The organism is Aquitalea magnusonii, from assembly GCF_002217795.2.
GTDB lineage: Bacteria > Pseudomonadota > Gammaproteobacteria > Burkholderiales > Chromobacteriaceae > Aquitalea > Aquitalea magnusonii_B.
Map to the genome: position 1 here is coordinate 3,372,280 of NZ_AP018823.1, position 13,828 is coordinate 3,386,107.

Genomic DNA, 13,828 nt, shown 5'->3' on the forward strand with positions numbered 1-13,828 from the left:
ACAGCAGCTGGCTCAGATATCGGCTTCCACCTCGTTACCCTTGGCTTCCATCCAGCTACGGCGGCTGGAAGCCTCGCCCTTGCCCATCAGCATGACAAAGGTGGACAGGGTTTGCGCCATTTCACCCGGACGCACCTGCACCCGCGACAGGCGGCGGGTATCCGGATTCATGGTGGTGTCCTTCAGCTGTTCCGGGTTCATCTCGCCCAGACCTTTGAAGCGCGAGATGCCCCAACTGCCTTCGCGCACATTCTCGCTGCGCAGACGGTCCAGAATGGCATTGAGCTCGCCCTCGTCCAGCGCGTAAATCTTGCGTGGCGGACGGTTCTTGCCCGAACCCGGCACATCCACGCGGAACAGCGGCGGCTGCGCGATGTAGATATTGCCGTTTTCGATCAGCCGCGGGAAATGGCGGAAGAACAAGGTGAGCAACAGCACCTGGATGTGCGAGCCATCCACGTCGGCATCGGACAGGATGGCGATCTTGCCATAACGCTGGCCGGACAAATCCGGGTGATCATCCGGCCCGTGCGGGTCCACGCCGATGGCGACGGAAATATCGTGGATTTCGGCATTGGAAAACAACTGGTCCTTGTCGGTTTCCCAGCTATTAAGCACCTTGCCGCGCAAAGGCAGGATGGCCTGGTATTCCTTGTCACGCGCCAGCTTGGCCGAGCCACCGGCAGAGTCACCTTCCACCAGGAACAGCTCGTTGCGTTCGATGTCTTCGCTTTCGCAATCGGTCAGTTTGCCCGGCAGCACGGCCACGCCGGAGCCCTTTTTCTTTTCCACCTTTTTGACTGACTTCAGGCGCGACTGCGCCTGGCGAATGGCCAGCTCGGCAATCTTCTTGCCCGCTTCCACATTCTGGTTCAGCCATAGCTCCACCGGGTCGCGCGACAGGCTGGAAATCAGCTTCAGCGCATCGCGGCTGGTGAGCTTGTCCTTGGTCTGGCCTTGGAATTGCGGGTCCAGCACGCGGGCCGACAGCACAAAGCGCACCCGGCTCCACACGTCCTCTGCCATCAGCTTGACACCGCGCGGCAGCAGGTTGTGGTGGTCGATGAAGCTCTTCACCGCATCGAACACCCCGGCACGCAGGCCAGCTTCATGGGTGCCGCCAGACGGGGTGGGAATCAGGTTGACATAGCTCTCGCCGCTGGCCCCATCTTCAAACCAGGCCATCGCCCACTGCACGCCTTCGCCCTTGGCAAATTGTTCGTGGTCGTCACCGATATAGGCTTCGGCGGCGAACAGCGGCGCAATCGGCTCGTCACCGTTGCACAGCTCGGCCAGATAGCTCTTCAGGCCCTGCGGGTACTGCCACACCTTGACCTCGGCACCACTGGGCTTCTCTACCGTCAGCGACACCGCCACGCCGGGCAGCAGCACCGCCTTGGCGCGCAGCAGGCGTTCCAGCTCAGGCAAGGAGTAACGCGGGCTTTCAAAATACTTGCCATCCGGCCATACCCGCACCCGGGTGCCGCTGGTGCGCGGGCCGCAGTCGCCAATGCGGGCCAGGGGTTCGATCACGTCGCCGCCGGAAAACACCAGGCGGTGTACACCGCCTTCGCGCTTGACCTCGACTTCCAGCCGGGTGGACAAGGCATTGGTCACCGACACACCTACGCCATGCAAACCACCGGAGAAGGCATAGGCACCACCGTCTTTCTTGTTGAACTTGCCACCGGCATGCAGGCGGGTGAATACCAGCTCCACCACCGGCACGCCTTCTTGCGGATGCAGGCCAACCGGAATGCCGCGGCCATCATCTTCCACCGACAAGGAACCATCCTGATGCACGGTAACGGCAATCTTGCGGGCATAGCCACCCAGCGCCTCGTCGGCGGCGTTATCGATGACTTCCTGGCAGATATGGGTGGGGTCGGTGGTGCGGGTATACATGCCCGGTCGCTCTTTGACCGGCTCCAGCCCCTTGAGTACCCGTACCGAGGATTCGTCGTACTGTTGCGTCATAGCTTTTATCGTCGCCTGTAACGGCCCTGCAGCCAGGGCCAAGCCTGATGATGATGTTGCCACCGTGCCGACAGGCAGGGTGGTCATGATGCTCAAACGGCAGCCCAGGGCCGCCGCTTGCTTGATGGGTGAGACAGACTGACCGTGCGCTCAGTGGTCCTGCTGCTTGTCCGGCAAACCTTCGGCCACCGGAGCCGGCCGGGCAGACTGCCGCATGCGCTGCAAAAAGCTGTCGTAGTTTTCCAAGCCCTTGAGGAAGCGCGACAACTCGGTCAGCGCGCGGATATACACATCACGCTTGAATTCGATGACGGCATCCACCGGTGCCCAGTAGTCGTTCCAGCGCCAGCCATCGAACTCCGGATGACTGCTGGCACGCAGGCAGACATCGCAGTCGCGCCCGGTCAGCCGCAGCAGGAACCAGATCTGCTTCTGTCCCTTGTAACTGCCACGCCATTCGCGGCGCACCCAGTTGCTGGGCACTTCGTAACGCAGCCAGTCGCGGGTGCGCCCCACGATCTTGACATGTTGCGGCAACAGCCCGACTTCCTCCAGCAGCTCGCGGTACATCGCAGCCTCCGGGCTTTCACCCGGCTTGATGCCCCCTTGCGGAAATTGCCAGGAATGTTCGCGTACCCGCTTGCCCCAGAACACCTCATTTTTGCCATTGATGAGGATGATTCCGACATTGGGGCGATATCCGTCCCGGTCCAGCATGAAAAAAACCTGCAAATCGTCTAGTTGACCGAATTTTTGCACATTTCGACAGCTCTTGCCATGCGCCTGACGTGGCGGCTTGCCAGCAATTCCACCACACACTGCCTGGCACACCGTGAAAAGAATTGACGCCCCATGCCAAAGGCGTTTAAAAATCCGGCACAGCACCTTGCTGCCCACACCCCGGAAGGCCTCGCTTTCATGCAAGCACGTCGCAGTCCAGCCACATTCCCACCCCTGCCTGCGGCAGCGGTGGTGCCGTGCGCCTGGGCAGACCCGACAGCCTTGTCGCTTGGCTTCTTCGTCCAGCCGTTTACCGCAGTCGGTCACCGCTAGCGTTTTGCCGTATTACCCGCCCATGTGGCGGCTATCGACAATTCAACGCCCAAGGACCCTCCATGCTGAATCCTGCAGACTGGCTGCAACACCATGGCATTCGCACTGTCGAATGCCTGTTTTCCGATATTACCGGTACCGCGCGCGGCAAGATCTTGCCGGCCACAAGCGTATTGAACGGCAGCGAATTGCGCTTTTCGCAAGTGGGGCTGGTACAGAGCGTCACCGGCGACTGCCTGCAACAACTGGTCCCCGAGCTGGACCCGGACATGCTGCTGCAAGCTGACCTCAGCACCCTGCGCCGCCTGCCATTCAGCCATGAGCCGGCCGCCATGCTGATTCACGACTGCCTGCACGAAGATGGCAGCCTGATCGAATTCTCGCCACGCAATGTGCTGCACCGGGTACTGGCACGCTATGCCGAGCTGGGCCTGAAACCTGTTGTTGCACCTGAGATGGAGTTTTATCTGTTTGCCCGGCGCCAAGGGCTGGACGAAGCACCACAGCCCCCCGCCAGCTATGGCAAAAGTGGTGACAGCCTACGCCAGCCCTATGCGCTGGATAGGCTGCATGATCTGGCCGCAGTGCTGGACGACATCCGCCATGGCTGCCAGTTGCTGGGCATCGGTGCCGACACCCTGCTGCAAGAGGTGGGCTGTGGACAACTGGAAATCAATCTGCAGCATGGCGACGCCATTGCGCTGGCCGACCAGGCCTTCCTGTTCAAACGCATGGTACGCGAGGCCGCCACCCGTCATGCGCTGGAAGCCTGCTTCATGGCCAAGCCGCTGGCCAATGATGCCGGCAGCGCCATGCACATCCACCAGAGCCTGGTGTACGCTGACAGCGGCCGCAATGCTTTCTCGCTGGATAACGGCCAAGCCGCAGCGCGCTTTGCCCACTATATCGCCGGCCTGCAACGCTATTTGCCGGATGCCTTGCTGCTGCTGGCACCCTACGTCAACTCCTATCGCCGCCTGGCACCGTTCACCGCGGCCCCCATCAATGTGGAATGGGGCTTTGACAACCGCACCTGCGGCCTGCGCATTCCGCAAGCAGGCCCACAAGCACGTCGGGTAGAAAATCGCTTGCCGGGGGTGGATGCCAACCCCTACCTGGCCCTGGCCACCACCCTGGCCTGCGGTTTGCTTGGTATCACACAGGAACTGCAACCCACGGCACCGCTGCAGAGCAGCGCCTATGGCCGGCCCTACGCCTTTGCCCGTACCCAGTTGGAAGCGATTGAAAGACTGGCTGGCAATCAGGCGCTTGCCGAGCTGCTGGGACCACAGTTTGTCTCTACCTATTGTCAGCTCAAGCTGAACGAGTGGCAGGAATTCAACCGCCAGGTTACCTCCTGGGAGTACCGCCACTTGCTAGGCCAGGCATGAAAGAGACGTCATGAAGCGCGAACACGCACCACACCTGTCCCAGTTTGATGGCCACCATGTCCATTCCTGGTATGCCGCGACCGCCCCCTTGCGCGAGCGTTATCCGGTGCTGGGCGAGGTGGTGCGTTGCGATGTCTGCGTAGTGGGTGCCGGCCTCACCGGCCTGTCCTGTGCGCTGGTACTCGCGGAGAAAGGCCTGTCTGTTGCGCTGCTGGAAGGCGCATTGGTCGGTTTTGGTGCCACTGGTCGTAATGGCGGGCAAATCCTGCACGGCTTTGCAGCGCCGCTGACCCGCTTCGCGCAGCAACTTGGCCACCGTGCGGCACAGCAGTGCTGGGAGGCATCACTGGATGGCGTGTCACTGATTGCCAATCGCATTCACCAGCACCAGATCGACTGCGAACTGCGCTGGGGCTTTCTGACGACCGCCAGCAATCGCCACCAGCAGCAACAGCTACGCAAGCAGCAAGCCATGCTGGAGAGCTGTGCTTACCATGATGCACAGTGGCTGGAGGGCAGCACGCTGGCCGAGCACATCAACTCACCGCACTACAGCGCCGCCCTGCATGATAGCGGCTGCGGCCACCTGCATCCGCTCAAGTACGCCCAAGGGCTGGCACGCGCTGCATTTCGCGCCGGCGTCAGGCTGTTCGAACACAGCCCGATCACCTCCATCGACGAGGACAGGCTGGGTCTGCAAATCGGCACGCCCAATGGCTGGGTACGGGCAGACAAGATGGTACTGGCCTGCAATGTCGATATCGGTGCGCTGCAACCGCAGTTGCGTCGCAGCATCCTGCCGGTGGAATCACATATCATTGCCACCGCCCCGCTCACTGCCCAGCAGGCGGCCAGCCTGCTGCCGCAAGGCGCTGCGGTTTGCAGCAGCGACAAGCTGCCGGACTACTTCCGCCTGACACCAGACTACCGCCTGCTGTTTGGAGGCAGGTCAAGCCGTCCGTATGCACAACGGCAGTCGGTAGTGGCGGAGCGACATGCCCGCATGGCCAGCATTTTCCCCATGCTGCGCCACAGCCAGATTGACTATGCCTGGAGCGGACATGTGGATATCGGCCCGGCCCGTTTGCCCCAGATTGGCCGCCAGAGCCAGCGCATTTATCACGCACAAGGCTTCGCCGGGCATGGACTGGCATTCACTGGCATCGCCGGGCAGATGATTGCCGAAGCCATTGCCGGCGATCTGGGCCGCTTTGACATCTTCAACAAACTGTATGCCCATCCTCTCCCACTCCCCGCCTCCATGGAAGAAAGCCTGATCCGCCTGGGCAGCATGTATTACCGCTTGCGGGATGCACTGGGCTTCTAGTCAGCATGCACAGAACTTGAGCTACAACAGCCGTCAGGCAGTCGCATCACCCAAAAGCGGCAAACGATGCTAGGATGCCCCGATCAACTGCTTCACACATTATGCATATGGCATTTCTACTTCCCCATACCGCTCTGGAACATCTGCCACGCTTTGCGCTGACAACCGGCGAATTTGACTGCCTGCCATCCGCCGCCGATTTTCGTCACACCCTGCTCAAGGCACTGAATGCGGCACAGCAGCGCATTTACATTGCGGCACTGTATCTGGAGCAAGATGAAGCGGGTCAGGAAGTACTGGCTGCCATCTATGCCGCCAAACAACGCAATCCAGCACTGGATGTCCGCATTCTGGTGGACTGGCACCGAGCACAGCGTGGCCGCATCGGCGAGCACAGCGTCGCTTGCAACGCGGCATGGTATCGGGAGCAGGCCAGTCAACATGCGGTAGAGGTCCCCATCTACGGCGTCCCGACCCAAACCCGGGAGCTGTTCGGCGTACTGCATCTGAAAGGCTTCATCATTGATGAGCTGGTGATTTACAGCGGTGCCAGCCTCAACAACGTCTACCTGCACAAACAGGACAAATATCGTTTCGATCGCTATCACCTGATTCGCAACCCGGCACTGGCAGACTGCATGGCCAGCTTCATGCTGCAAAACATCTGTAATGACGAGGCGGTATTCCGGCTCGACAAACCAGTCCCCAGCACCCGTAGCATTCGCAAGGAAATCCGCGCCTTTCGCAGCCGGCTGGAAAGCACGCATTACCACCTGCCACGGCAACAGACAGTCCAGCAAGGCATGGGCATCACGCCCATTGTCGGCTTGGGCAAGGGCAACCCGCTCAATCGCCTCATCTTGCAGCTCCTTGGCCACGCCCAGCACCGCCTGGTGATTTGTACGCCTTACTTCAACTTCCCCATGGCCGTGCTGCGCGCCATTAACCGCGCACTACGCCGTGGCGTGGAAGTTACCATCATCGTCGGGGACAAGACTGCCAATGACTTTTTCATCCCCGAAACAGAGCCATTCAAACTGATTGCAGCCCTGCCCTACCTGTACGAAATGAACCTGCGCCGCTTTGCCAAGCGCCGTCAGGCACAGATAGAAAACGGCAAACTCAATCTGTGCCTGTGGAAAGATGGTGACAACAGCTACCACCTCAAAGGCATGTGGTGCGATGCGCAGCACATTCTGCTCACCGGCAACAACATGAATCCCAGAGCCTTCCGCCTGGATCTGGAAAACGCCCTGCTGATTCACGACCCGGAGCAAGGGCTGCAATCGCACAGCCACGCGGAACAGCAGAATATCCTGCGCCACACCACACGCATCAGTCACTACCGCCAATTGGAAAGCGTGCGCAGCTATCCGCTCAAAGTGCGCACCATCCTCACCCGCCTGAGCCGGGTACGCATAGACCGCATGCTGAACCTGATGCTGTAAAGCACACCCCAAGCACAGAAAAAGCCGCTTTATTGTCGCGGCTTTTCCATCATCTTACCCATGCTGCATCAACGCATTGCGCTAAACCAAGCCTCCGGAGTACAACGCGTCCATTGGACGCGCGGTCGATAGAACAAGGCAGCTTGACCGCGTGCCAATTGCAGGAAAGATGGCTGCTGCAGCAGGCTAACGCGCCCCTGTTGTACCAAAAAGTCGACGGAATACTTGGGATAAGCCATTACCAGATCATCGCCAATGAAGTTGATATCCTGTGGCTGCAAAATGCCCGCCAGCTTACTTTCTTCATCGCCCGGCTCTACCGCTCCCAAGGCGGCAATCAAGGCATCCTCGCGTTGCTTGTCCTTAAAGTCTTCACGTGTACGGTTGAGTGTTTTCACCACATTCAATGGGTTGGTACCGATATCCAATAAGGACTTGATCTGCCCCAGCACAGGATTATCCACAATGGATTTAATGCTCTGCATGGTGGACTTACCGCTAAATACCAGCTCCACGGTGCTACCTGGACTCATCTGCTGCAACAAGCTGTCAGCCCACAGCACCGCATCCTTACCCCAGTAATGCCGGTTGGAAGTCACAAAGCCTCGACAAGAATAAAATGCTTCCGCTTGCTTCCGCGTCAGGGTGCCAGCCATATGGCCATCAATAAACACCACTCCACCGACATCCCCCTCCGTCAGCCCCACGTAAGCCACTTGCCGCCCGCTATCATCTTTCAGGACAAACCGCTCCATCGCAGCTTCCGCGGGAATGTTGCGCAATACCTCACGCCCGCTACTGTTTGCATCGATAAGCAATTTGCCAGCCCCGGTCACCGCATTCGGCAATGGTGTTGCTCCTGCCAGCCCACTTAGTAGTGTCAACATCAATACCAAACCCACGCAGCCTACACCATGCATGCAACACCCCCCATTTCATCGAAAAATATGGTGAAGCAGTCACGATACGCGATTAATAATGCTATTGGAATACTTGGCAACCAGCCTTTCGATCACATATGCAGCGCCATTTTGCAAACTCTGCCAGCACACAGAGCAACAGGATTGGAGTGGGAAGCACATCAAAGCAAAGCGCGGATAAATTAAGAAGGCGGGTCAAGAAGAAAGAAGCGAAGATCCAAACGAAAAAGCCCAGCTCGGTTGAGCTGGGCTTCTGTAAGGGGAGTCTGGCAGTGTCCTACTTTCACATGGCGAATGCCACACTATCATCGGCGCTAAGGCGTTTCACGGTCCTGTTCGGGATGGGAAGGCGTGGGACCACCTCGCTATGGCCACCAGACATAAACTGTCAACAAACTTGAAGAAGCTTTGTCATCCAGACTTCGTCTGAATCACTGAATTAATTAGGTATCTTATCTTGGATCTTTGATCGCGTCGCACATTCACTATCCATCCGGTCTCGGTTTCCCAAGCCACTCAAATGATAGGATCAAGCCTCACGAGCAATTAGTATCGGTTAGCTTAACGCCTCACAGCGCTTCCACACCCGACCTATCAACGTCCTGGTCTCGAACGACTCTTCAGGAGGGTCTAGCCCTCAGGGAAGTCTCATCTTCAGGCGAGTTTCGCGCTTAGATGCTTTCAGCGCTTATCTCTTCCGAACTTAGCTACCCGGCAATGCCACTGGCGTGACAACCGGTACACCAGAGGTTCGTCCACTCCGGTCCTCTCGTACTAGGAGCAGCCCCCGTCAAACTTCCAACGCCCACTGCAGATAGGGACCAAACTGTCTCACGACGTTTTGAACCCAGCTCACGTACCACTTTAAATGGCGAACAGCCATACCCTTGGGACCGGCTACAGCCCCAGGATGTGATGAGCCGACATCGAGGTGCCAAACACCGCCGTCGATGTGAACTCTTGGGCGGTATCAGCCTGTTATCCCCGGAGTACCTTTTATCCGTTGAGCGATGGCCCTTCCATTCAGAACCACCGGATCACTATGTCCTGCTTTCGCACCTGCTCGACTTGTCGGTCTCGCAGTTAAGCTACCTTTTGCCATTGCACTATCAGCACGATTTCCGACCGTACCTAGGTAACCTTCGAACTCCTCCGTTACACTTTGGGAGGAGACCGCCCCAGTCAAACTGCCTACCATGCACTGTCCCCGATCCGGATAACGGACCAAGGTTAGAACCTCAAAGGGGTCAGGGTGGTATTTCAAGGTCGGCTCCACAGGAACTAGCGTCCCTGCTTCAAAGCCTCCCACCTATCCTACACAAACCACTTCAAAGTCCAATGCAAAGCTACAGTAAAGGTTCACGGGGTCTTTCCGTCTAGCAGCGGGGAGATTGCATCTTCACAAACACTTCAACTTCGCTGAGTCTCAGGAGGAGACAGTGTGGCCATCGTTACGCCATTCGTGCGGGTCGGAACTTACCCGACAAGGAATTTCGCTACCTTAGGACCGTTATAGTTACGGCCGCCGTTTACTGGGGCTTCGATCAAGAGCTTGCACCCCATCACTTAACCTTCCAGCACCGGGCAGGCGTCACACCGTATACGTCCACTTTCGTGTTGGCACAGTGCTGTGTTTTTGATAAACAGTCGCAGCCACCGATTCTCTGCGACCTGTCGTAGCTCCCACCGCAGGGTGTTCACCACAACAGGCATACCTTCTCCCGAAGTTACGGTATCAATTTGCCGAGTTCCTTCTCCTGAGTTCTCTCAAGCGCCTTAGAATTCTCATCCTGCCCACCTGTGTCGGTTTGCGGTACGGTTCTTGTGTAGCTGAAGCTTAGTGGCTTTTCCTGGAAGCGTGGTATCAGTCACTTCAGGTCCGTAGACCCTCGTTATCACTTCTCGGCGTTAAAGAAGGGCGGATTTGCCTACCCTTCACGCCTACCGGCTTGAACGACCTATTCCAACAGGCCGCTGACCTAACCTTCTCCGTCCCCACATCGCACTACACAAAAGTACGGGAATTTTAACCCGTTTCCCATCGACTACGCTTTTCAGCCTCGCCTTAGGGGCCGACTCACCCTACGCCGATGAACGTTGCGTAGGAAACCTTGGGCTTTCGGCGAGCGGGCTTTTCACCCGCTTTATCGCTACTCATGTCAGCATTCGCACTTCTGATATCTCCAGCATCCCTTACGAGACACCTTCACAGACCTACAGAACGCTCCCCTACCATCTGCACTTACGTGCAAATCCGCAGCTTCGGTTATCAGTTTGAGCCCCGTTACATCTTCCGCGCAGGACGACTCGACCAGTGAGCTATTACGCTTTCTTTAAATGATGGCTGCTTCTAAGCCAACATCCTGGCTGTCTGGGCCTTCCCACTTCGTTTACCACTTAACTGATCATTTGGGACCTTAGCTGGCGGTCTGGGTTGTTTCCCTCTTGACGATGGACGTTAGCACCCACCGTCTGTCTCCCATGCTCGCACTTTCCGGTATTCAGAGTTTGCCATGGTTTGGTAAATCGCAATGACCCCCTAGCCATAACAGTGCTTTACCCCCGGAAGTGATACATGAGGCACTACCTAAATAGTTTTCGGGGAGAACCAGCTATCTCCGAGTTTGTTTAGCCTTTCACCCCTATCCACAGCTCATCCCCTAGTTTTGCAACACTAGTGGGTTCGGACCTCCAGTGCGTGTTACCGCACCTTCATCCTGGCCATGGATAGATCACTCGGTTTCGGGTCTACGCCCAGCAACTAAAGCGCCCTATTCGGACTCGGTTTCCCTACGCCTCCCCTATGCGGTTAAGCTTGCTACTGAACGTAAGTCGCTGACCCATTATACAAAAGGTACGCAGTCACCCCTTGCGAGGCTCCCACTGTTTGTATGCATCCGGTTTCAGGTTCTATTTCACTCCCCTCCCGGGGTTCTTTTCGCCTTTCCCTCACGGTACTGGTTCACTATCGGTCGATCACGAGTATTTAGCCTTGGAGGATGGTCCCCCCATCTTCAGACAGGATTTCGCGTGTCCCGCCCTACTTTTCGTATGCTCAGTACCAAGAATGAAATTTCGTGTACGGGGCTATCACCCACTATGGCGGACATTTCCAGGTCCTTCCACTATCTCAATCTCTATCACATACAGGCTATTCCGCGTTCGCTCGCCACTACTGACGGAATCTCGGTTGATTTCTTTTCCTCGAGTTACTTAGATGTTTCAGTTCACTCGGTTCGCTTCCACAGACCTATGTATTCAGTCTGGGATACCCTTGCGGGTGGGTTTCCCCATTCGGATATCGCGGGATCAAAGCTCTATTGCCAGCTCCCCCGCGCTTTTCGCAGGCTTACACGTCCTTCATCGCCTGTGATCGCCAAGGCATCCACCAGATGCACTTAGTCGCTTGACCCTATCATTTCAGTAACCTGAGTTACCAATCCGACAGGATTGTGTTTGTGCGACATGTCACACCGCCCCTTTTGTGATGGCGACATGACATTAGATACAATCAAATTCCCAAGATGACGATTTGTCCTGCATGCAGAGTTAACTTCATGCATTTCATTTCGCCGTCTAATTAATTCGGCTTCTTCAGTTTGTTAAAGATCGGGCGTTCGACCTTGCGGTCAATTCAACGCAAACAAAAAGATACCCGGAAACAACGTTTCCAGATGCGTTTTTGTTTGAGTTGAGGTGGTGGAGGATGACGGGATCGAACCGACGACCCCCTGCTTGCAAAGCAGGTGCTCTCCCAACTGAGCTAATCCCCCAAACTGGTGGGTCTGGAAGGACTCGAACCTTCGACCCCTGCGTTATCAACACAGTGCTCTAACCAGCTGAGCTACAAACCCAGTCAAACCCTTAAAATCTCGAATAACCGATAGGCTGTGAATACTTGACGATCGCCTTCTCTAGAAAGGAGGTGATCCAGCCGCAGGTTCCCCTACGGCTACCTTGTTACGACTTCACCCCAGTCATGAATCCCACCGTGGTAAGCGGCCTCCTTACGGTTAGCCTACCCACTTCTGGTGAAACTCACTCCCATGGTGTGACGGGCGGTGTGTACAAGACCCGGGAACGTATTCACCGCAGCATGCTGATCTGCGATTACTAGCGATTCCGACTTCACGCACTCGAGTTGCAGAGTGCGATCCGGACTACGATCGGTTTTATGAGATTGGCTCCACCTCGCGGCTTGGCTACCCTCTGTACCGACCATTGTATGACGTGTGAAGCCCTGGTCATAAGGGCCATGAGGACTTGACGTCATCCCCACCTTCCTCCGGTTTGTCACCGGCAGTCCCATTAGAGTGCTCAACTAAATGGTAGCAACTAATGGCAAGGGTTGCGCTCGTTGCGGGACTTAACCCAACATCTCACGACACGAGCTGACGACAGCCATGCAGCACCTGTGTTACAGCTCCCTTTCGGGCACCAATCCATCTCTGGAAAGTTCTGTACATGTCAAGACCAGGTAAGGTTTTTCGCGTTGCATCGAATTAATCCACATCATCCACCGCTTGTGCGGGTCCCCGTCAATTCCTTTGAGTTTTAACCTTGCGGCCGTACTCCCCAGGCGGTCAACTTCTCGCGTTAGCTACGCTACCAAGGATTCAAACCCCCAACAGCTAGTTGACATCGTTTAGGGCGTGGACTACCAGGGTATCTAATCCTGTTTGCTCCCCACGCTTTCGTGCATGAGCGTCAGTGTCATCCCAGGGGGCTGCCTTCGCCATCGGTATTCCTCCGCATCTCTACGCATTTCACTGCTACACGCGGAATTCTACCCCCCTCTGACGCACTCTAGCTGTGCAGTCTCCAATGCAGTTCCCAGGTTAAGCCCGGGGCTTTCACATCAGACTTACACAACCGCCTGCGCACGCTTTACGCCCAGTAATTCCGATTAACGCTTGCACCCTACGTATTACCGCGGCTGCTGGCACGTAGTTAGCCGGTGCTTATTCTTCAGGTACTGTCATCCCCCAGCGATATTAGCGCTAGGAATTTCCTCCCTGACAAAAGTCCTTTACAACCCGAAGGCCTTCTTCAGACACGCGGCATGGCTGGATCAGGCTTGCGCCCATTGTCCAAAATTCCCCACTGCTGCCTCCCGTAGGAGTCTGGGCCGTGTCTCAGTCCCAGTGTGGCGGATCATCCTCTCAGACCCGCTACTGATCGATGCCTTGGTGAGCCTTTACCTCACCAACTAGCTAATCAGACGTCGGCCGCTCAAATAGCGCAAGGTCTTGCGATCCCCTGCTTTCCTTCTCAAAGCGTATGCGGTATTAGCTATCCTTTCGGATAGTTATCCCCCACTACTCGGCACGTTCCGACGCATTACTCACCCGTTCGCCACTCGTCAGCGGAGCAAGCTCCCTGTTACCGTTCGACTTGCATGTGTAAAGCATGCCGCCAGCGTTCAATCTGAGCCAGGATCAAACTCTTCAGTTCAATCTCATAGCAAATTTTCTGGCACGCAAGATCAAAGAAAATAACAAGTATTTCTTGTCTTGCAGTGCAAGTATTTGGCTTTCGCCAAGCACTCACACCTATCGGTTATTCTGTTTTTTAAAGAGCGGTGCAGGTCGCTGCGTTTCGTTTCCGTCGCTGCGTTGTCTGCTGAGGAGGCGAACTATACCGCCCTGCCCCACCCTCGTCAACACTTTGTGCAAAGAAATCTGCAGGATTTGCCAAAATTCCGTCACACAG

The 13,828-nt window shown here is 56.5% G+C and carries 6 protein-coding genes, 2 tRNA genes and 3 rRNA genes; 3 read left to right on the plus strand and 8 right to left on the minus strand.

Translation table 11 applies throughout. From position 1 onward, the window contains the following. Nucleotides 1–12 precede the first annotated feature (12 nt). Complete coding sequence (gene parE / locus DLM_RS16060; RefSeq protein ID WP_089085500.1) at nt 13–1,977, minus strand: DNA topoisomerase IV subunit B; 1,965 nt, start codon at nt 1,975–1,977, stop codon at nt 13–15. Nucleotides 1,978–2,127: 150 nt separating this feature from the next. After that, nucleotides 2,128–2,694, minus strand: a complete 567-nt coding sequence (locus tag DLM_RS16065) for an RNA pyrophosphohydrolase (RefSeq protein WP_089085749.1) — start codon at nt 2,692–2,694, stop codon at nt 2,128–2,130. Nucleotides 2,695–3,092: 398 nt separating this feature from the next. Between DLM_RS16065 and DLM_RS16070 the strand changes: the two genes are divergently transcribed. The 3 genes from DLM_RS16070 (at nt 3,093) to pssA (ending at nt 7,196) form a co-directional block, all read left to right on the plus strand. Continuing rightward, entirely contained in the window at nt 3,093–4,421 is a 1,329-nt protein-coding gene (locus DLM_RS16070) for a glutamine synthetase family protein (protein WP_197715430.1), read from the plus strand. A gap of 10 nt (nt 4,422–4,431) precedes the next feature. Then, on the plus strand, nt 4,432–5,748 hold the full coding sequence (locus DLM_RS16075) for an NAD(P)/FAD-dependent oxidoreductase (RefSeq protein WP_089085499.1): 1,317 nt from the start codon (nt 4,432–4,434) through the stop codon (nt 5,746–5,748). A 107-nt stretch (nt 5,749–5,855) separates the two neighbouring features. Next, nucleotides 5,856–7,196 (plus strand): CDP-diacylglycerol--serine O-phosphatidyltransferase, encoded by a 1,341-nt coding sequence (pssA, locus tag DLM_RS16080; RefSeq protein WP_089085747.1) that lies wholly within the window; start codon nt 5,856–5,858, stop codon nt 7,194–7,196. Between the two features lie 68 nt (nt 7,197–7,264). Here the strand turns inward: pssA and DLM_RS16085 are convergent, their stop codons facing one another. From DLM_RS16085 to DLM_RS16110, 6 genes are all read right to left on the minus strand, one after another. Further along, nucleotides 7,265–8,083 carry a hypothetical protein gene (locus tag DLM_RS16085; RefSeq protein ID WP_145985872.1) on the minus strand — a complete coding sequence of 273 codons (819 nt, stop codon included), beginning with the start codon at nt 8,081–8,083 and terminating at the stop codon, nt 7,265–7,267. A gap of 297 nt (nt 8,084–8,380) precedes the next feature. After that, a 5S ribosomal RNA gene (rrf, locus tag DLM_RS16090) occupies nt 8,381–8,495 on the minus strand. A gap of 146 nt (nt 8,496–8,641) precedes the next feature. Beyond that, nucleotides 8,642–11,528: ribosomal RNA gene (locus DLM_RS16095) — 23S ribosomal RNA — on the minus strand. A gap of 285 nt (nt 11,529–11,813) precedes the next feature. Beyond that, nucleotides 11,814–11,889: transfer RNA gene (locus DLM_RS16100), tRNA-Ala, on the minus strand. Between the two features lie 4 nt (nt 11,890–11,893). Next, nucleotides 11,894–11,970, minus strand: a tRNA-Ile gene (locus DLM_RS16105). Nucleotides 11,971–12,034: 64 nt separating this feature from the next. Further along, nucleotides 12,035–13,570, minus strand: a 16S ribosomal RNA gene (locus tag DLM_RS16110). Together the 16S, 23S and 5S rRNA genes with 2 tRNA genes alongside form the textbook arrangement of a ribosomal RNA operon. Between the last annotated feature and the right edge of the window lie 258 nt (nt 13,571–13,828).